Origin of the sequence: Rhizobium redzepovicii (assembly GCF_019793435.1) — a bacterium.
Classification (GTDB): Bacteria; Pseudomonadota; Alphaproteobacteria; order Rhizobiales; family Rhizobiaceae; genus Rhizobium; species Rhizobium redzepovicii.
In genome coordinates this window covers 496,422-515,902 of record NZ_JAILYH010000002.1, presented here as the reverse complement: position 1 = coordinate 515,902, position 19,481 = coordinate 496,422, and the positions used below count along the sequence as shown (strand labels likewise).

14 protein-coding genes and 1 pseudogene are annotated in these 19,481 nt (G+C 62.2%); 6 read left to right on the top strand and 9 right to left on the bottom strand.

What is annotated here, in order from left to right; all coding sequences use genetic code 11:
• From K6N12_RS04720 to K6N12_RS04690, 7 genes and pseudogenes are all read right to left on the bottom strand, one after another.
• Positions 1 to 163, bottom strand: a pseudogene (locus K6N12_RS04720) (electron transfer flavoprotein subunit beta/FixA family protein); the annotation flags it as partial.
• Positions 164 to 174: 11 nt separating this feature from the next.
• The gene (locus K6N12_RS04715; RefSeq protein WP_097628132.1) at positions 175 to 1,605 is read right to left on the bottom strand and encodes an aldehyde dehydrogenase family protein; all 1,431 of its coding nucleotides are present in this window, start codon (positions 1,603 to 1,605) and stop codon (positions 175 to 177) included.
• A 13-nt stretch (positions 1,606 to 1,618) separates the two neighbouring features.
• Positions 1,619 to 2,353, bottom strand: a complete 735-nt coding sequence (locus K6N12_RS04710; RefSeq protein WP_097628131.1) for an ABC transporter ATP-binding protein — start codon at positions 2,351 to 2,353, stop codon at positions 1,619 to 1,621.
• Entirely contained in the window at positions 2,350 to 3,168 is an 819-nt protein-coding gene (locus K6N12_RS04705; RefSeq protein WP_097628130.1) for an ABC transporter ATP-binding protein, read from the bottom strand. Before K6N12_RS04705 ends, K6N12_RS04710 begins: the two co-directional genes overlap by 4 nt.
• Positions 3,165 to 4,475, bottom strand: a complete 1,311-nt coding sequence (gene livM, locus K6N12_RS04700) for a high-affinity branched-chain amino acid ABC transporter permease LivM (RefSeq protein WP_131710462.1) — start codon at positions 4,473 to 4,475, stop codon at positions 3,165 to 3,167. The genes K6N12_RS04705 and livM overlap by 4 nt, the downstream gene beginning before the upstream one ends.
• A gap of 15 nt (positions 4,476 to 4,490) precedes the next feature.
• Positions 4,491 to 5,408 carry an ABC transporter permease subunit gene (locus tag K6N12_RS04695; protein WP_097628128.1) on the bottom strand — a complete coding sequence of 306 codons (918 nt, stop codon included), beginning with the start codon at positions 5,406 to 5,408 and terminating at the stop codon, positions 4,491 to 4,493.
• 76 nt (positions 5,409 to 5,484) lie between these two features.
• Positions 5,485 to 6,600: an ABC transporter substrate-binding protein gene (locus K6N12_RS04690; RefSeq protein WP_097628127.1), complete on the bottom strand. Its 1,116-nt coding sequence runs from the start codon at positions 6,598 to 6,600 to the stop codon at positions 5,485 to 5,487.
• Between the two features lie 307 nt (positions 6,601 to 6,907).
• Here K6N12_RS04690 and K6N12_RS04685 point away from each other — a divergent pair, with 307 nt between their 5' ends.
• Genes K6N12_RS04685 through K6N12_RS04660 form a run of 6 tightly spaced genes read left to right on the top strand, consistent with a single transcriptional unit; the run spans position 6,908 to position 15,607 of the window.
• Positions 6,908 to 8,989: a hydantoinase/oxoprolinase family protein gene (locus tag K6N12_RS04685; protein WP_097628126.1), complete on the top strand. Its 2,082-nt coding sequence runs from the start codon at positions 6,908 to 6,910 to the stop codon at positions 8,987 to 8,989.
• A gap of 10 nt (positions 8,990 to 8,999) precedes the next feature.
• Positions 9,000 to 10,667 (top strand): hydantoinase B/oxoprolinase family protein, encoded by a 1,668-nt coding sequence (locus K6N12_RS04680; protein WP_097628125.1) that lies wholly within the window; start codon positions 9,000 to 9,002, stop codon positions 10,665 to 10,667.
• Complete coding sequence (locus K6N12_RS04675) at positions 10,664 to 11,875, top strand: pyridoxal phosphate-dependent aminotransferase (RefSeq protein ID WP_097628124.1); 1,212 nt, start codon at positions 10,664 to 10,666, stop codon at positions 11,873 to 11,875. The genes K6N12_RS04680 and K6N12_RS04675 overlap by 4 nt, the downstream gene beginning before the upstream one ends.
• A gap of 12 nt (positions 11,876 to 11,887) precedes the next feature.
• Positions 11,888 to 12,700, top strand: a complete 813-nt coding sequence (locus K6N12_RS04670) for an NAD-dependent epimerase/dehydratase family protein (RefSeq protein WP_097628123.1) — start codon at positions 11,888 to 11,890, stop codon at positions 12,698 to 12,700.
• A 7-nt stretch (positions 12,701 to 12,707) separates the two neighbouring features.
• Positions 12,708 to 13,901, top strand: a complete 1,194-nt coding sequence (locus tag K6N12_RS04665) for an NAD(P)/FAD-dependent oxidoreductase (protein WP_097628122.1) — start codon at positions 12,708 to 12,710, stop codon at positions 13,899 to 13,901.
• Positions 13,902 to 13,921: 20 nt separating this feature from the next.
• A complete protein-coding gene (locus K6N12_RS04660; protein WP_097628121.1) occupies positions 13,922 to 15,607 on the top strand; it encodes a thiamine pyrophosphate-binding protein in 1,686 nt (561 codons plus the stop codon).
• 36 nt (positions 15,608 to 15,643) lie between these two features.
• On the opposite strand, the gene K6N12_RS04655 is transcribed toward K6N12_RS04660, so the two are convergent.
• Positions 15,644 to 16,375, bottom strand: a complete 732-nt coding sequence (locus K6N12_RS04655; RefSeq protein WP_097628120.1) for a FadR/GntR family transcriptional regulator — start codon at positions 16,373 to 16,375, stop codon at positions 15,644 to 15,646.
• A gap of 60 nt (positions 16,376 to 16,435) precedes the next feature.
• On the bottom strand, positions 16,436 to 19,477 hold the full coding sequence (gene ydiJ, locus K6N12_RS04650) for a D-2-hydroxyglutarate dehydrogenase YdiJ (protein WP_097628149.1): 3,042 nt from the start codon (positions 19,475 to 19,477) through the stop codon (positions 16,436 to 16,438).
• Positions 19,478 to 19,481: the final 4 nt, after the last annotated feature.

The following is a 19,481-nucleotide window of genomic DNA, read 5'->3' as shown; positions in this document are numbered from 1 at the left end:
CCTTGCCGGCTTCTTTCAGCCGCAGCGCCTCTTCCACCGAGATCTCGTCGAACGGGTTCATCGACATCTTCACATTGGCAAGCTCGACACCGGAACCATCCGGCTTCACTCGGATCTTCACGTTGTAGTCGACGACGCGCTTGACGGGCACGAGAATCTTCATGGTGTCCTTCCTTACGCAAATGTATAGGCTGTCTTGACCGAGGTGTAGAATTCCGCGGCGTACCGGCCCTGTTCGCGGGGGCCGAAGGACGAGCCCTTGCGGCCGCCGAACGGCACGTGGAAGTCGACGCCGGCCGTCGGCAGGTTGACCATAACCATGCCGGCTTCGGCATTGCGCTTGAAATGCGTCGCATGTTTCAGGCTTGTGGTGGCGATGCCGGAAGACAGGCCGAAGCTTGTGTCGTTTGCGACAGCGAGTGCTTCGTCATAATCCTTCACCCGGATGACGGCGGCAACCGGGCCGAAGATTTCCTCCCGCGCGATCCGCATCTGGTTGGTCGCTTCGGTGAAGAGCGCCGGTTCGAGATAGAAGCCGGGTGCTGCCCGCTCCAGCCTGTTGCCGCCGAAGGCGAGCCTTGCGCCTTCGTTTCGGCCGATGTCGATATAGTCGATGTCTTGTTTCAGCTGGCTTTGATCGACGACCGGACCGATATGCGTGCCGCTCTTCAGCGCATCGTCGACCACAAGACCCTCGAGGCGTTTCGAAAGCGCCGCCACGAAGCGGTCGTGAATACCTTCGGTCACGATCAGCCGCGAGGATGCCGTGCAGCGCTGGCCGGTGGAGAAGAAGGACGAATTGGCAGCTGCCTCGACGGCGACGTCGAGATCGGCATCGTCGAGCACCACGAATGGGTTCTTGCCGCCCATCTCCAGCTGGAACTTGCGGTTATGCTCTATCGAGGCAAGCGCGACGCGTTTTCCGGTCGCCGCTGATCCGGTGAAGGTGAGCGCATTGATATCGGGACTGTCGAGCATGGCCTGGCCGACCACGCTGCCGCGTCCCATGACGAGGTTGACGACGCCGGCGGGTGTGCCCGCCCGATGGAGGATTTCGACGAGGGACCAAGCGCAGCCGGGCACGAGATCGGCAGGTTTCAGCACGACCGTATTGCCATAAGCAAGTGCGGGCGCGATCTTCCAGGCAGGAATCGCGATCGGGAAATTCCACGGGGTGATGACCCCGACGACGCCCACCGGTTCGCGCGTGATATCGATGCCGACGCCGGGGCGGACCGATGGCAGCGTTTCTCCCGACAGGCGGAGAACCTCGCCGGCGAAGAAATCGAAAATCTGGCCGGCGCGGGTGACTTCGCCGATTGCCTCGGTCAGGGTCTTGCCCTCCTCGCGGGCAAGCAGGCTTCCAAGCTCCTCCTTGCGCGCCAATATCTCGTCGCCGGTCTTCTTCAGGATGGCATGGCGTGCCAGGATCGGCGATTGCGACCAGACCGGCAAAGCCGACTTTGCGGCCGCGATGGCCGTCCTGACGTCATCAGCGCTGGCGCGGGAGAATTCGCCGACAATGTCATTGGTGTTGGACGGGTTGATGTTCAGCGAGATATCGCCTGCAACCCATTCCCCGGCAATCAGGTTCTTGTGCAGCATGAAGGTCTTCCGTTCAGTGCAGTCCGAGATAGGCTTTGCGGACGTCTTGGTTGTCGAGAAGCGAGGCGCTGTCGCCGGAGAGATGGATGCGGCCGTTGACCATGACATAGGCGCGCTGAGAGAGCTTCAGCGCATGGTTGGCGTTCTGCTCGACGAGAAAGATGGTCTTGCCCATCGCCGCGATCTCTCCCAGGACTTCGAAAACCCGCTTGACGATCAGCGGCGCCAGACCCAGCGACGGTTCGTCGAACAGGATCAGCTCCGGCCGCGCCATCATCGCGCGGGCGATGGCGAGCATCTGCTGTTCGCCACCCGACATCGTGCCGGCGGTCTGGTTCCGGCGCTCCTTGAGGCGCGGGAAGAGCTCGAACATGATGTTCCGGTCCTCTTCGAACCAGGCCATGCCGATCGGCGTCGTGCCCATCATCATGTTCTCTTCGACCGACATTTCCTGATAGATCTGACGCCCCTCGGGAACGAGCGCTATGCCGCGTCGGGAAATCCTGTTGGTTGGCATGCGGGAGATGTCTTCGCCGCGATGCAATATCCTGCCCGACGAGGCGCGCGGCGCGCCGAAAATGGAGGACAGCAGCGTAGTCTTGCCGGCTCCGTTCGCGCCGATCAGGCTGACGATTTCACCGGCGGAGATATGAACGTTGATGGCCTTCAGCGCTTCGATCGGACCGTAATGGGCATGAACGTCGGCGAATTCTAGAAGCGGCACCGGCGTGTCGGATGGCTGGCTCATGCATGGACCTCCTCTTCGCTGACGCCGAGATAGGCCGCGACGACGGCCGGATCGTTGGCGACGTGTTCAGGCGTGCCGTCGGAGATGACCTCGCCATGATCGAGCACGACGATGTGGTTTGAAATGCGCATGACGAGGCCCATGTCGTGCTCGATGACGAGCACCGTCTGGTCGTGGTCGGCGCAGAGCCGATGGATGACCTCCGCAAGATCCCGGGTTTCCGAGGGGTTCAGGCCGGCGGCCGGTTCGTCGAGGCATATGAGGCTCGGGCTCGTGCACATGGCGCGGGCGATCTCGACGCGGCGCTGTCGGCCATAGGGCAGCTCGCCGGCAAGGCGGTTGGCGTCTTCGGCGAGATTCATCTGCCGCAGCCAATGATAGGCGCGGTCGACTGCCTCTCTCTCGGCCTTGCGGAACATCGGCGTGCGGAAAACCCCGCTCAGAATATTGTTGCGGGTTGCGAGATGCTGGGCGACCAGAAGGTTTTCGATGACCGACATTTCCTTGAACAGGCGGATGTTCTGGAACGTCCGGGCGATCCCGGCGCGGGTGACGAGGTGCGAGCCGCCGGTGATCGGTTTCGTCACCAGCTCGCCGATATCGGTCGGACCATCGCGCCCGTTCAGGATGATGCGGCCGTCGCTGGCGCGATAGAAGCCGGTGATGCAGTTGAACATCGTCGTCTTGCCGGCGCCGTTCGGGCCGATCAGCGCGGTCACCGCGCCGCGTTCGACGGTGAAGCTGACGTTCCTGTTGGCGACGATGCCGCCGAAACGCATCGTGACGTTCTGTACGTCGAGGATGGTTTTACTCATCGCCCCGCCTCCGCCTTGCTGGGGAAGGACAGTGCGCTGCCGACGCCTTCTTCCATCGTGCTCGGAAAGAAAGCCGGGCGTTTGATGCGCACCAGCCCGCGCGGCTTCCAGATCATCATGACGACCATCAGAATGCCGAAGACCAGCACCCGGTATTCGGCGAACTCGCGCAGGAGCTCGGGAAGAATGGTGAGGACCAGAGCCGCCGCGATGACGCCTGCCGTCGATCCCAGGCCGCCGAGCACGACGATTGCCAGGATCAGCGCGGATTCGAAAAACGTGAAGGATGTCGGGTTCACGAAACCCTGTTGTGCGGCGAAGAAGACGCCGGCCAGCCCGCCGGTGGAAGCGCCGAGCATGAAGGCGGTGAGCTTGGTGAAGACGTGATTGACGCCGAGCGAACGGCAGGCGATCTCGTCTTCGCGCAGTGCTTCCCACATGCGGCCGAGCGGTATGACGCGCAGCCGCTCCACCGCGTAGATAACGAAGCAGACGACGAGAAACAGCACGAAATAGAGGAACCAGAACTTGTAATCCGCACTGTAGGGGATGCCCAGATATTCATGAATGGGCACGCCGCCCTGTTTGGCCGTGCGGGTGAATTCGAGGCCGAAGAAGGTCGGCGGCGGAACCGGAGCGCCGTTGGGGCCGCCGGTGAACTCAAGCCAGTTGTTCAGCACCAGGCGGATGATTTCACCGAAGCCGAGCGTGACGATAGCAAGGTAATCGCCATGCATCTTGAGGACGGGAAAGGCGAGAACCATGCCGCAAAGGCCGGCGAGGAACGGGGCAAGGATCAGCGCGCTCCAGAATCCCAGGCCAAGATATTGCGATCCGAGCGCCAGTAGATAGGCTCCGACGGCGTAGAAGGCGACGTAGCCGAGGTCCAGCAGGCCGGCAAGCCCGACGACGATGTTTAGCCCCAGGCCGAGCAGGCAGTAGATCAGCGCGAGGATTGCAATGCCTAGGAAATATTTGTCGGCAAAAAACGGCAGGCTCAGCCCTGCGACAAACAACAGGGCAAGGACGAGCATCGGCGACCGTTCCTGGCCGTTCATGACGGTCACGCCGGCGCTGTTGCCTGCCATGCGCAGGCTGAGCTTTCGACCGAGGCTGCTCATCTGAAATAGTGAGAGCGCCGATCGGCCCACCGTGACAATGGCGGCGAGCAGCAGCGCCCGTGTCAGTTCGTTGGTGAACGAAAATCCGTCGAGCACCAGTCCCGAGATCGGGCCGAACAAGATGATGGAGACCGTGAAGGTGAGGAGCGCTTGTTTGAGGAGCGTGTAAAGGCGATTGGGTTCCATGATTTCTGCTCCTCCTCAGACCTTCTGGATTTCAGGACGGCCAAGCAGGCCATACGGTCGGAAAAACAGAAGGGTGATGAGCAATGCGAAGGCGAAGACGTCCTTGTAGTCGGTGCTGACATAGCCGGCGAACAGCGCCTCCGTCAGGCCGAGGACGATGCCGCCGAGCACAGCACCCGGCAGCGAGCCGATTCCGCCGAGAACCGCGGCCGTGAAGGCCTTGATGCCCATGACGAAGCCGATGAAGAAGTTGAAAGACCCGTAATTGAACGTGACCAGCGTTCCACCAACGGCGGCGGTCGCTGCGCCCATGACGAACACCGTCGAGATGATCCGGTCGGTATTGACCCCCAGGATCGCCGAGATGCGGATATTCTGCTGGGTGGCGCGGCACTCGCGGCCGATCCTCGTGTAGTTGATCACATAGGTGAGCAAACCCATGGCGATCAGCGAGGCGAACAGGATGACCGTCTGCATATAGGTGATCTGCGCGAAGTGAGTTTCGTTGCCGATCCGGAACGCTCCCTGGATCAGCGTCGGTACGCCCTGGTCGCGCGCGCCCTGGGCGATCTGGACATAGCTCTGCAGCATGAGCGAGATGCCGATCGCCGAGATGAGCGGAGCAAGCTTGGTCGAGCCGCGAAGCGGTCGATAGGCCACGCGCTCGATCACCCAGCCATAAACGGCGGTGATTGCGCAGCTTATCACCAGCACGGATATCAAGGCGAAGGGAACCGACTGGACGCCGAAATAAGCAAGCACGGCAAGGGTGATGGCGGCGATATAGGCCGATACCATGTAGACGTCGCCATGGGCGAAATTGATCATCCGGATGACGCCGTAGACCATGGTGTATCCGACCGCGATCAGGCCGTAGATCGTCCCGAGCGTGATGCCGTTGAATAATTGTTGAACCAGGATGTAAAAGTCCATGGTGAACCCCTCTTATGTTTTCGGGGATGGATAAGCCGGCCGAACCTTGGGGTCCGGCCGATCCGGCAAAATTGCCTTACTTCACCAAGACAGGGCTTCCCTTGTCGTCGAAATTGTAGAAGACGAACTTGAAGTCCTTGATGTCGCCCTTCGCATCCCAGGTGATCTTGCCGATGGCGGAATCGACGGTGTTGTTGCGAAGATAGTCGGCTTGGGCCTTCAGCTCGTCGCCGGCCTTCAGCGCGGCGACGACCGCCTGCGCATTGGCATAGCCGTAGAGCACGTAGTTGGCGGGCGTAATATTGGCTTTCTTCAGCGCATCCTGGACGCCCTGCGTGGACGGATCCGCCAGCGGATCCGGTGTCGCCGAATAGTAGACGTTCTTCAGATTCTGAGCGCCGCCGGCGGCTGCGACGAGTTCTGCCTGGGCGAAGGCGTCGCCGCTGACGACGGCCACGTCGACACCCTGTTCCTTCAACTGGCGGATCAGCGGGCCGCCTTCGGGAATGAGCCCGCCGAAATAGACGGCGTTGGCGCCGGAGCTCTTGATCTTGGTGACGAGCGCATTGAAGTCGCGTTCGCCGCGGGTGAGACCCTCATACATGACCGGCTTTACGCCGCGCGCTTCGATCGTCTTCTTGACGGCGTCCACCAGGCCCTGGCCATAGGTGTCCTTGTCATGGATGAGGGCGATCTTGTCCCGCTTCAGCGTATCCAGAATGAAGCTGCCGGCCACCACGGCCTGCTGGTCGTCACGGCCGCAGCCGCGGAACAGATTGTCGAAGCCGCGATCGGTCACGGTCGGGTTGGTCGAGGACGGCGTCATTTCGAGGATGCCGGCGTCATTGTAGACTTCGGACGCGGGGATGGTGTTGGACGAGCAGAAATGCCCGATCACGGCCTGGACCTTGTCCTGGTCGACGAAACGGTTGGCGACCGCCACTGCCTGCTTCGGTTCGCAAGCGTCGTCGCCCTTCACCAGTTCGATCTTCTTGCCTTTGATGCCGCCATTGGCGTTGACGTCGCCGACATAGGCCGAGACGCCGCTGAACACCTGCTCACCGAAGGTCGCATTGGCGCCGGTAAAGGGGCCGGCGACGCCGATCTTGATCGTGTCGGCTGCGAAAGCGCTGGAAAAGAGCAGGGCGGAGGCGAGCGTGGTCGCCGTAAGAAGCGTTGAGATGGATTTCATTGTGCTTTCCCTCTGGTTGAAGCAACTCTGATGTTCTTGTCTTTCGGGATGCGGGTTCGGCCCGCATTCACCCTTCGTCGTCACGCGAAGCCATTATTTTTATTCAGTTATTCGGCGTTCTCCAAAAACGCTTGGAAAGCGCGTTTCGAGATTTTTGACTGTTTTTCCAATTGACACTTATATGATAAGTGACATATACGAGGATCGTCAAGCGGAAATGTTGCAGCGGCGCTGGCAACAGTGAAGAATGGCTGGATGCGGGGCCGCATGAGCGCGGACTCAAACGTGAGAACTGGGGAACAAGACGGTGAGCAGCACGCCACGAAACTGCCGGGTGGGCGTCGATATCGGCGGCACCTTTACGGATATCGCTCTCGACCTCGATGGGACGCTTCACTCGACGAAGATATTGACCGATTATACGGCGCCGGAGCGGGCGATCCTGAAGGGCGTCAAATCCGTCGCCGAGATGGCGGGCATCGCTCTTTCGGAGATCGGCATCCTTATCCACGGCACAACGCTTGCCACCAACGCTCTCATCGAGCGGCGCGGCGCCAGGACCGCTTTCGTGACGACCGAAGGGTTTCGCGATGTGCTGGAGATGCGCACCGAGAACCGTTTCGAACAATATGATCTCAATATTTCCCTGCCGCCGGCGCTGATCGCCCGCGCCGACCGCTTCGTCATACGCGAGCGCATCGATGCTACCGGCAAGGTCCTGCTCGATCTGGACGAGGCCTCGGTCGCCGCAGCCGTCGAGAAGATTGCGGCGGGCGGTTACGAAAGTGTCGCGATCGGCTTCATTCATGCCTATGCCAATGGCGCGCATGAAATTGCCGTCCGCGATGCGATCCTGAAGCGGCTTCCTGGTATTTCCGTTTCGATCTCGTCGGAAGTTTCGCCGCAGATGCGCGAGTTCGAGCGCTTCAACACGGTCTGCGCCAATGCCTATGTTAAGCCGGCGATCAAATCCTATCTCGACCGTCTCGTCGTGTCGCTGAAGGAGATCGGCGTCGGCTGCCCGGTCTTTATGATCCACTCCGGCGGTGGGATCGTTTCGGTCGAGAGCGCCTCCGAATTTCCGGTGCGCCTCGTCGAATCAGGTCCTGCGGGCGGCGCGATTTTTGCGGCCGACATCGCCCGCCAATATGGCCTCGATACAGTTCTGTCCTTCGACATGGGCGGCACGACCGCGAAGATCTGCCTGATCGAAAACCAGGTGCCGAAGACAGCTAAGACTTTCGAGGTCGCGCGCACCTATCGCTTCCGCAAGGGATCCGGCATGCCGATTTCCATCCCTGTCGTCGAAATGGTCGAAATCGGCGCCGGCGGCGGTTCGATCGCTTCGGTCGACGGCATGCGCCAGATCCGCGTCGGGCCGCATTCGGCTGCCTCCGAGCCGGGGCCGGCCTGTTATCAGCGCGGCGGCAAGAATCCGACGGTAACCGACGCGGACCTGATCCTCGGTAAGCTCGATCCTGATAATTTCGCCGGCGGCGCCATCCCGCTTTCCATCGAGGCGAGCCGTAAGGCGATGAGCGACGCTATCGGCGCAGTCATCGGCCTCGACCCGGAAGCTTCCGCCTACGGCACCTGCGAGATGGTGGATGAGAACATGGCAAATGCCGGCCGCGTCCATACCGTCGAGAACGGAAAGAACATTTCCGATTTCACCATGATCACCTTCGGCGGCGCAGGCCCGCTGCATGCCGCGCGGCTCTGCGAAAAGATGGGGATCTCGACCTTCCTCGTGCCACCCGGCGCCGGCGTCGGTTCAGCGATCGGCTTCCTCAAGGCGCCGTTCGGCTATGAATCGGTCCGCAGCGCCGTCTTCAACCTGTCGCATTTCGAATATGCCGAGGCCAACCGGCTGCTGGAAACCATGAAGGCTGAAGCGCTCGGCTTCGTCGAAGGCGGTCTCGACGCCGGGGCTCCGGTCATCGAACGCACGCTCTTCATGCGCTATGCCGGGCAGGGCTGGGACATTCCGGTGCCGCTTGCTGACGACAACTTCGATTCAACGAGCGCTGAAGCGATCGCAGCCGCGTTCGAGCGTGAATATGAGCGCTTCTTCGGTCGTGCCATCGAAGGTTTGGATATCGAGATCGTCAGTTGGTCGGTCAAGGCGAGTTCGCCGCTGCCGCCGGTCGAGCGCATCCCTTCCGTCGCCGAAGGCGGTGTCGTGCCGCCGGTCAAGACCCGCCGCCTGTTCGAGGCCTCGCAGGGCGCCTATCTCGAAGCCGGCATTCACGAGCGGACCACGCTGAGGCCGGGTGACGTCGTCAAGGGTCCCGCCGTCATCGTCGAGCGCGAGACATCGGCGGTCCTTACCGCCTCCTTCAAGGCCATCGTCCAGCACGACGGCTGCCTGCTCGTAACCCTGATCTGAGGATCGTCACATGAACAAATCCATGATCGATATACATATGCAGGTCATGTGGAACCGGCTGATTTCCGTCGTCGAGGAGCAGGCGCAGACGCTGATCCGCACGGCCTTCTCCACCTCCGTCCGCGAGGCGGGCGATCTGTCGGCCGGCGTTTTCGACCTCGACGGCCGCATGCTGGCGCAGGCGGTGACCGGTACGCCCGGCCACGTCAATGCGATGGCGGAATCCGTCGCGCATTTCATTGCCGATATCGGGCCGGAGAATATCTTCGAAGGCGACGTCTACATCACCAACGATCCGTGGAAGGGGACGGGTCACCTGCACGACATCACCGTCGTCACCCCCTCCTTCCATCACGGCAAGCTGGTGGGGTATTTCGCCTCGACCGCCCATGTCGTCGACGTCGGCGGCCGAGGCTTCGGCCCGGATGCGCGCGAGGTCTATGAAGAAGGCATCTTCATCCCGATCATGAAGTTCTTCGAGCGTGGCGAATTGAACCGGACGCTGATCCATATCGTCCGCAACAATGTGCGCGAAAGCGACAAGGTTGTCGGCGATTTCTATGCGCTCGCCGCCTGCAACGAGACGGGTCATCGCCGGCTCGCCGATATGCTGACGGAATTCAATCTCCCCGATCTGTCGACGATCGGCGGCTTCATCCTCAAGCACAGCCGCGAGGCGACGCTGGAGCGGCTGAGGAACCTTCCGCATGGCGCCTGGAGCTACAGCCTCGATCTCGACGGCTATGACGAGCCGGTGCATCTGGCAGCCAGGCTCAGCATCGGTCCCGAGGGCATCGTCGTCGATTTCGACGGCACCTCCGGCATGAGCAAGTTCGGCATCAACGTGCCGCTCATCTATGCCAAGGCCTATGCCTGCTACGGCATCAAATGCGTGGTGGCGCCGGAGATTCCGAACAATGCGGCCTCTCTCGCCCCCTTCGACGTGGTGGCGCCTGAAGGCTGCATCCTCAACGCCAAGCGGCCGGCGCCGGTCGCGGTGCGCCACGTCCTCGGCCATTTCGTGCCGGATCTCGTTTTGGGCGCGCTGCACCAGGCGCTCCCGGGCCAGGTGCCGGCCGAAGGTGCGAGCGCGCTCTGGAATCTGCATATGAGCGTGCGCCCGCTTTCCGACCAGATCGGCGGCAAGGGCGCGGAAATCCTGATGTTCAATTCCGGCGGCACTGGTGCGCGCGCCTCCCTCGACGGCTTGAACGCCACCGCCTTTCCGAGCGGCGTGCACACGATGCCGATCGAGGCGACGGAGAATGTCGGCCCGGTCATCGTCTGGCGCAAGGAGTTGCGGGAGGGGTCGGGTGGCGCCGGCGCGCAACGCGGCGGTCTCGGCCAGATGATCGAAATCGAGGCGGCCGAAGGCTTCAGCTTCCGCTTCTCCGCCATGTTCGACAGGCTCGGCCATCCCGCGCGCGGCCGTGATGGCGGATTGGACGGCGCGGCCGGCGCCGTTGCGCTCGATGACGGCACGGTTCTCAAGGGCAAGGGGCTGCAATTCGTGCCGGAAGGCCGCCGCCTCGTTCTGTCGCTTCCGGGCGGCGGCGGTTACGGCGATCCGGCCGCCCGCCCGAGCGAGGCGGTCGAACACGATCTCATGCATGGATACATCACCGAAGAACAGGCTGGCGCTTACGGCCGGAGCCGGAGCCAGGGAGAGAAGGCATGAATATGGTTGCATTCGAAAGCACGCGTGTCGCGACGATCAAGTCCTCGCCCTCCATGGCGGTCTCCATGGCCGCCAAGGCAATGCGGGCCAAGGGAGAGCATGTCATCGACCTGTCGCTCGGCGAGCCCGATTTCGATACGCCCGCTCACATCGTCGAAGCTGCGATCGGGGCGATGAAGCACGGCATCACGCGCTATACGGCGCCGGACGGCCTGCCAGAACTGCGCCAGGCAATCGTCGCCAAGTTCAAGCGCGAAAACGGCCTCGACTATGCCATGGACGAAATCTCCATCGGCAACGGCGCCAAGCAGATCCTCTTCAACGCTTTCCTCGCCACCTTGGAGCCCGGCGACGAAGTGGTCGTGCCGGCGCCTTACTGGGTCTCCTACACCGACATCGTCATCCTGCATGGCGGCGTGCCGAAGGTCGTTGCCTGCGGCGTCGAGGATGCCTTCAAGATCACGCCGGAACGCCTCGAAGCGGCGATTACGCCAAGGACGCGCTGGTTCCTGTTCAACTCGCCATCGAACCCGACGGGCGCGATCTACACGGCGGACGAGTTGAGGGCGCTCGGCGCGGTGCTGGCGCGCCATCCCCATGTCGCCATCATGTCGGACGAGATCTACGAGCATATCGTCTGCGCCGACGTGCCGTTTACCTCCTTCGCCGTCGCCTGCCCGGAGCTGAAAGAGCGCACGCTGATCATCAACGGCGTCTCGAAAGCCTATGCGATGACGGGATGGCGCCTCGGCTATGCGGCTGGTCCGAAGCAATTGACCAAGACCTTGAACAAGCTCCAGTCGCAGAGCACGACCTGCCCGTCCTCCATCACCCAGGTCGCGGCCGCTGCCGCCCTCGACGGCCCTCAAGACTTCGTCACGACGGCGGTCGCTGAATATAAGGCGCGCGGCCAACTTGTCGCCAAGGGTTTCGCCGCGATACCGGGCCTCGAAGTGCGGGCGCCCGAAGGTGCCTTCTACCTCTTCCCCAAATGCGCCGGCTATATCGGCAGGACGGCGCCTGACGGCACCCGGATTTCCAACGATACGGAACTGGCCTCCTATCTCCTGAAAGAGGGGAAGGTCGCCACCGTCCCCGGTGCCGCTTTCGGCGTCGAGCCCTATATCCGCCTTTCGTTCGCAACATCGCGCGAAAATCTCGCCATTGCCATCGAGCGCACCGCCGATGCGCTGGCCAGACTTCGCTAAGGGGAAAATATTATGACCGATTATCAGCGCACGCTTCTGACCGGCGCGGCTGGCGCTCTCGGAACCCAGCTGCGCGAATCCGGAACAAGGCTCGGCAAGATCGTCAGGCTGTCGGCGCGCAAACCCTGCGAAAACCTTGCTCCGCACGAGGAGGATGTTCCGGCTGATCTTTCCGATTTCGACGCCGTCTCGAAAGCGGTGGAGGGCTGCGACGCCATCATCCATATGGGCGGCCAGGGGCTGGAAGCGTCCTGGAACACCATTCTCAACGCCAATATCGTCGGCAGCTACAACATTTATGAGGCGGCCCGGCAGCACGGCGTCAAGCGTATCGTCTATGCCAGCTCCGTTCACGCTATCGGTTTTTACGAGCGCACCGAGACGATCGACGGCAATGCGCCGACCCGCCCCGACAGCCTCTACGGCGTGTCGAAGACCTTCGTCGAAAACCTCGGCCGCTATTATTTCGATAAGTTCGGCATCGAGACGGTCAGTCTGCGCATCGGCTCCTCCTTCCCGGAGCCGACGGACCGGCGCCATCTCATCACCTGGCTCTCCTATCGCGATTGCCGCCAGCTCGTCGAAAAGAGCCTGTCGGCCGAACGCGTCGGCTTCATGGTCGCCTATGGCATGTCCGACAACAGCCGGGCTTTCTGGGACAACCGCACGGCGGCTTCCCTCGGTTACAAGCCGGAAGACAGCGCCGACGACTACGAAGAAAAGGTCTTCGCGAAGACACGGCAGGGCGATCCCAACGATCCGGCCGTGCGCTTCCAGGGCGGCAGCTTTGCCGCCGCCGGCCATTTCGAAGACGAGAAGAAGTGAGACGCCGATGCAAGCATCCAAGTCATCCTATGACGTGGTGATCGTCGGCGGCGCGGTAGTCGGCAGTTCGGCCGCCTACTTCCTCGCGACCAATCCCGACTTCAAGGGCTCGGTCCTGGTGATCGAGAAGGACTGGACCTATCAGCGTTCGGCCACCGCGCTTTCCTCCAGTTCCATCCGCCACCAGTTCTCCAATGCAATCAACGTCAAGGTCTCGCAATTCGGCACGGAGTTCATCCGCAACTTCAAGGAAAACGTCGCGATCGATGACGACACGCCGGAGATCGGCTTTCACGAGGCCGGTTACCTGTTCCTTGCCGAGGACGAGCGCGGCGATCAGGTCTTGAGACGCAATCACGAGACGCAGCTTTCCTGCGGCGCCGAGGTGACGCTTCTGGATCCTGACGGCCTCGGCCGGCGGTTTCCCTGGCTCAATCTCGAAGGGCTGACGCTCGGCAGCACCGGTGAGCGTGGCGAGGGCTGGTTCGACAGTGTCGGCCTGCTGCAAGGCTTTCGCAAGAAGGCTCGCTCGCTCGGGGTCGAATACATCGAAGACGAGGTCGTCTCCGTCAACAGAGAGGGACACCGCGTCGTATCCGTATCGACGAAGAGTGGTCAGACGATCGCATGCGGCACGATGGTCAATACCTCAGGCACCAACGGCAAGAAGGTTGCGCGGATGGCCGGTCTCGACGTTCCCGTCGAGCCGCGGCGGCGCTCGCTGTTCGTCGTCGATTGCCGCACGCCGCTCGAGGGAAAAGTCGGCCTGACGATCGACCCCACGGGCGTTTTCTTCCGGCCGGAAGGCAAATTCTATCTGATGGGCACCTATCCCAAACACGATCCGGAAGTGGACCCGAACGATTTCGACGTCATGCATGACGAATTCGACGAGGAAATCTGGCCGATCCTGGCGAACCGGGTTCCGGCCTTCGAAGCGATCAAGGTCGTCAACTCCTGGGCCGGCCATTACGACTACTGCACCCTCGACCACAATGTCGTCCTCGGGCCGCATACGGAAGTCGGAAATTTCCTCTTTGCAAACGGCTTCTCAGGCCACGGCCTGCAGCAGTCGCCGGCGATGGGCCGGGGTCTCTCGGAGCTGATCGCCTATGGCGGCTTCAAGACCCTCGATCTTTCGCCATTCGGCTATGAGCGGGTGACGGTGAACCGGCCCTTCCTCGAAGACGCCGTCATCTAACGAACAGGAGAGGGAACCCGATGAGAAACGAAACATCAAAGCGCAGCGGCGGCCAGGTGCTCGTCGATGCCTTGCACATCCACGGCGTCGATCGTGTGTTCGGCGTGCCGGGTGAAAGCTATCTTGCCGCCCTCGACGCCTTCCACGACCTAGAAGAGGCCATCGAATTCGTCATCTGCCGGCAGGAGGGCGGGGCTGCCTATATGGCGGAAGCCTATGGCAAGATGACCGGCAAGCCCGGCATCTGTTTCGTGACCCGCGGGCCGGGCGCCACGAATGCGTCTATCGGCGTGCATACGGCTTTCCAGGATTCGACGCCGATGATCCTGTTCATCGGCCAGGTGGCGCGTGACCAGATGGAGCGCGAAGCCTTCCAGGAGATCGATTATCGCCGGATGTTCGGCCAGATGGCGAAATGGGTGGTCGAGATCGAGGACGCCGCCCGCATCCCCGAACTCATCAGCCAGGCCTTCCACCGCGCCGTCAACGGCCGGCCGGGACCGGTGGTCGTCGCGCTTCCCGAGGATATGCTGACCGATATGGTTGATGTCGCCGACACGCCGCCCCACAAAAAGGTCGAAGCCTTTGCCGGCGAACAGCAATTGGAGGAATTGCTCGGTCTTCTCTCGCAGGCCAAGCGCCCGATGACCGTCGTCGGCGGCGGCGGCTGGACGCAGCAGGCCGTGGATGACCTCAAGGCCTTTTCCGAGGCCTTCAGCCTGCCGATCGCCGCGTCCTTCCGCTGTCAGGACCTGTTCGACAACCGCCACGAAAACTATGCTGGCGACCTCGGCCTTGCCGCAGGGCCGAAGCTGATCAGGCACGTCAAGGATTGCGATCTGCTGATATCGATCGGCGCCCGTCTCGGGGAGATGACGACAGGCGCTTATACGCTGATCGACATTCCCGTTCCGAGGCAGTCACTCGTTCACATCCATCCGGGCGCCGAAGAACTCGGGCGGGTCTATCACGCAAGCCTGCCGATCAATGCCAGCGTCGCCGGTTTCCTGTCGCAGGCGGCAAAGCTGAAGCCGCCTGTCGCACCGGTATGGACGGATTGGACCAGGACTGCCCATACCGACTACCTCGAAAACCTCAAGCATCCCGAGGTGCCGGGTCCGGTGCAGATGGGCGACATCATGGAATGGCTGCGCGGCCATCTCAAACCCGATGCCATCCTGACCACCGGCGCCGGCAATTATTCCGCCTGGGCTCATCGTTTCTATCAGTATCGCTCGTTCCGCACCCAGCTCGGGCCGACCAACGGCTCCATGGGTTATGGCGTGCCGGCGGCGGTCGCCGCCAAGATCACCGATCCCTCGCGCACGGTGGTTGCCTTTGCCGGCGACGGATGTTTCCTGATGAACGGCCAGGAACTCGCAACGGCGATGCAATATGACGCCCGGGCGATCTTCCTCGTCATCAACAACGGCATGTACGGAACGATCCGCATGCATCAGGAGCGCAGCTATCCCGGCCGTGTTTCCGGCACCCGCCTGACGAACCCGGATTTTGCCGCGCTGGCGCGGTCCTACGGCCTGCATGGCGAGACCGTGGAGAAGACGGAGGACTTCGCCGGCGCTTTCGAACGCTGCGAGGCATCGGGCAAGCCCGGCCTCATCGAAATCCGAATCGACCCGGAAGCGCTGACGCCGAAAATGAGCCTGACGCAGATTCGCCAGCAGGCGATTGCTCAGGGAAAATGATCGGGAATGCGCCGCCTGAAAGCTAGGCGGCGCGCTTCAATCTTCCGCGTCGATGCTCGCCGGCTCGTCGAGCATCGTGCGGTAACGATGCAAGCTTTCTTCCAGGTGGGTGATCAGCGCGTTCTTCGCGGCCTTGACGTCACCCTGGGTGATCGCGGCCAGAATGGCGGCATGTTCCTTGTTTATCTTCTTCAGATAACCGCTGTAGCCGCGCGCCGATTGCCGATGCTTGAGCACGAGATCGAAATTGATGCTCTCCATCACCGCTTCCAGAAAACTCGGAAAATGCGGATTGCGGGTGGCACGGGCGATCGCAAGGTGGAATTCGTAATCGGCGCGCGCCTCGACGACGGCATCATCGGTGACCAGGTTTTCGAGGGCGTCGTAGGCCCGGGCGATCTCGGCAAGCGCCTCTGGCGTACGCCTCGCGGCTGCAAGCGCGACGGACTGGATCTCGACGCCGAGCCGCAATTCCAGGATTTGCATCGCCGAGCGAATATCCTCGATGCGGCTGATCTCGAAATTGAGAGTCTTGGCATCCTTGTCGGAAACATAGACGCCGGCGCCCTGGCGCGCGGTCACCCTGCCGCCGACCTTGAGCGAGGTGAGCGCCTCGCGAATGACGGTTCGGGAAACGCCGAATTCCTCGCATAGCTGGGCACTTGACGGAATTTTCTCGCCGGGCGCATAAAGGCCGGAGTCGATGCGCTCCATCAGCTTCGCAACGACGATTTCCGCGAGATTGCCTCGTTGCGTGATGATTGACACTTGTGTGCTCCGGTTTCCACGATCGAATTTAGCACATATCACATGTCATGCCACATATGATCACGAGATGTCCGGCTTTTCGGAAATTATCCGGTTGATGACCTGAAACGGATGCGGGATACGCTTGCCGTCGATTTCCTTTACCTGGGAGCGGCACGAATATCCTGTCGCCATGAGGATATCGGCTTCACCGGCCGCATCAAGCTCGGGCTTCCAACTCATCGCATAGAGGCGTTCGGAGATCGGTCGGTTGCGGGCTTCGTGGCCGAAGGTGCCGGCCATGCCGCAACAGCCGGTTTGTGCCGCCTGAAGGTCGATGCCGAGGCTTTCGAATATTTTCTGCCATTGTGCGACGGAGGCGGGCGCATTGGTGCGCTCGGTGCAATGGGCCATCAAGCGGAAGCTTTTGCCTTCGGCAGCGGAAGGCGAGGCGGCGAGCCGATCGAGGTTGGCGACCAGCCATTCCTGCGGCAGCAGGACATTCGCCTTCGATATCCCCTTATATTCGCTGCGAAAGGCGAGCGTCATCGATGGATCGAGCCCGACGAGCGCCACGCCTGTTTCATCCAGTCGCTCGAGATAGCGGGCCGTCCGCTTGGCCGCCGCCTCGAAGCGTCCGAGATAGCCATGAACATGCAGGGCTTTGCCATTGGTGTGGGAGGCTGCAAGGAACGGCGTGAGCCCGATTTTTCTGGCGAGCCCGATTGCGGCAAGCGCAACGTCAGGATCGAAATAGGCGGTGAAGGCGTCGGCGACGAAGACGACGCAGCGCTGCCGTTCTTGCGGCGGCAGAGCTTCGATCGTTTGAGAGGTCGCAAGCGGCACGCCGAGGCGGGCGGCTTCCCTGGCGAGCGAGATCCGCGGCAAATGCGGCAGGGAGGTCAGCCCGACGACACGCATCATCGTCCTGCCGGCGCGCGTGCCCACGACCAGATTATAGGCGGGCCGGATGCGCCGGACGAGCGGCAGGGTGGTTTCGATCGCCGCGACCAGCGGATCCTTCAGCGGGCGGAGGTAGCGTCCGTAATACAGTTCGAGGAATTTCGAGCGGAAGGCCGGCACGCTCACCTTCACCGGACACTGCCCCGCGCAGGCCTTGCAGGCTAGGCACGTGTCCATCGCCGCGCGCACCTCGTGGGAAAAGTCATCGCGGTTTGCCGGGTTCAGCGAATTGAAGGCGCGCCGCGCGAGGCTGGCGAACGGAATGCTCCGCCGCAGGCGCGCCGCCTCCTGGCGGGGGTCGATGCCCTTCTCGGCCAGCAGCCTCAGCCATTCCCGCATCAGCGCGGCGCGGCCCTTGGGCGAAAAGCGCCGGTCGCGCGTCGCCTTGTAAGAGGGGCACATCGGGCTCGTTTCGTCGAAATCGAAGCAGGCGCCGTTGCCGTTGCAATAGGCGGCATTGTCGAAGGCGGAGCGGATCTCGTTGCCGATGATGCGATCGATGCCTCCGCGCAACGGAACATTGTCGATCTTCGTCAGTCCCTCCGCGGAAGGGGTCGCGATCTTGCCAGGATTGAGCCGATTCTCGGGATCGAATGCCCGCTTGATCTCCTGCAGGCTGGGATAAAGATCGCCGAAAAATTCCGGCACATATTCCGAACGTACGCCCTTGCCATGCTCTCCCCAGAGCACGCCGCCATATTTGCGGGTGAGCGCCACGACGGCGTCGCTGACTTCGCGAACCAGCCGGACGTGATCAGCGCGGGTCAGGTCGAGCGCCGGCCGCACGTGCAGGACGCCGGCATCGACATGGCCGAACATGCCGTAGGAAAGGCCGGCGCCATCGAGAAGTGCGCGGAATTCGCGAATATAGGCCGCCAGATTTTCCGGCGGCACGGCCGTATCCTCGACGAAAGCGACGGGTCTGACCGGCCCTTCCACGTTGCCGAGCAGGCCGACCGCGCGCTTGCGCATCGACCAGATCGCCTCGACATCGGCATGACCCCGGGCGATCGTATAACCGGCATGGCGGGCATTCGCGCCCGTGTCGAGCGCGGCGGTCACCTCCGCAAGCTGGCGTTCGAGTTCCTCTTCATCGTCGGCGAGCACTTCGGCAATATTGATGCCGTTCGTCGTGCTGTCCGGATCGTCGGGAAAGAAGCGCGCAATGCCGGTCCAGACGATGTCGCCTTTCGCGAGGCCGAGAACTTTCTCGTCGACCGTTTCCACCGAGGCGACGTTCAGCGCCACGAGGTTGCGGGCATCCTCCAGGGCGGTGTTGAAGTCGCCGTAGCGGATGTTGATCAGCGCCGCATGGGCGGGGATCGGCAGGAGGTTAAGCTCGGCTTCGGCGATCATCGCCAGCGTTCCCTCCGAGCCGCAGAGTATGGCATTGAGGTCGAAGTGTCCGTCGCCGCGCCTGACATGGGCGAGGTCGTAGCCGGTCATATAGCGGTTGAGCTTCGGGAAGATTTCGGCGATCCGCTCGTGTTTTTCCCGGGCGATCCGTTCAACCGCCCTGTGGATCTTGCCGACGCGGCTCTCTCGCGCGGCGATCTCCTCGAACGCTTCCGCGTCGAGCGGGCGCGACCAAAAGTCGGACCCGTCCGTAAGAACGATGCGCAATCCGAGGACGTGGTTGCTGGTCTTGCCGTAGAGGCAGGAACCCTGGCCGCAGGCGTCGGTGGAGATCATGCCGCCGATGGTGGCGCGGTTGGAGGTGGAGAGTTCGGGAGCGAAAAAGAGGCCATGGGGCTTCAATGCCCGGTTCAACTGATCCTTGACGACGCCCGCCTGGACGCGCGCAATCCTTCGGACGGGATCGATCTCGAGAACGGACGTCATGTGCCGCGAACAGTCCAGCACAATGCCCGATGTCAGCGATTGACCGTTGGTGCCGGTGCCGCCGCCGCGCGGCGCGAGGCCGATCCCTCGGAAGGCGGGTTCCGATAGCACGGCCGCCACGACCTGCAGGTCTTCGACGGCCCGCGGAAAAAGGATGCCGGTCGGTTCGACCTGGTAGATGGAATTGTCGGTCGAAAACACGGTTCGGCTTGCCGCGCCGGTTTCGATATCGCCGGAAAACCCCGCCTCGACAAGCCGCTGGAAGAAACCTGCGGGGGGCAGGGGGATTGAAACCTTCGGCTGGAGGCGTGGAATCATTTCG

Excerpts from the sequence above, each read along its gene's own strand:
- K6N12_RS04715 (WP_097628132.1), bottom strand. The coding sequence starts at position 1,605 with ATGCTGCACAAGAACCTGATTGCCGGGGAATGGGTTGCAGGCGATATC.
- K6N12_RS04705 (WP_097628130.1), bottom strand. The coding sequence starts at position 3,168 with ATGAGTAAAACCATCCTCGACGTACAGAACGTCACGATGCGTTTCGGC.
- livM (WP_131710462.1), bottom strand. The coding sequence starts at position 4,475 with ATGGAACCCAATCGCCTTTACACGCTCCTCAAACAAGCGCTCCTCACC.
- K6N12_RS04695 (WP_097628128.1), bottom strand. The coding sequence starts at position 5,408 with ATGGACTTTTACATCCTGGTTCAACAATTATTCAACGGCATCACGCTC.
- K6N12_RS04660 (WP_097628121.1), top strand. The coding sequence starts at position 13,922 with ATGAGAAACGAAACATCAAAGCGCAGCGGCGGCCAGGTGCTCGTCGAT.
- K6N12_RS04670 (WP_097628123.1), top strand. The coding sequence starts at position 11,888 with ATGACCGATTATCAGCGCACGCTTCTGACCGGCGCGGCTGGCGCTCTC.
- K6N12_RS04665 (WP_097628122.1), top strand. The coding sequence starts at position 12,708 with ATGCAAGCATCCAAGTCATCCTATGACGTGGTGATCGTCGGCGGCGCG.
- K6N12_RS04680 (WP_097628125.1), top strand. The coding sequence starts at position 9,000 with ATGAACAAATCCATGATCGATATACATATGCAGGTCATGTGGAACCGG.
- K6N12_RS04675 (WP_097628124.1), top strand. The coding sequence starts at position 10,664 with ATGAATATGGTTGCATTCGAAAGCACGCGTGTCGCGACGATCAAGTCC.
- K6N12_RS04690 (WP_097628127.1), bottom strand. The coding sequence starts at position 6,600 with ATGAAATCCATCTCAACGCTTCTTACGGCGACCACGCTCGCCTCCGCC.
- ydiJ (WP_097628149.1), bottom strand. The coding sequence starts at position 19,477 with ATGATTCCACGCCTCCAGCCGAAGGTTTCAATCCCCCTGCCCCCCGCA.
- K6N12_RS04710 (WP_097628131.1), bottom strand. The coding sequence starts at position 2,353 with ATGAGCCAGCCATCCGACACGCCGGTGCCGCTTCTAGAATTCGCCGAC.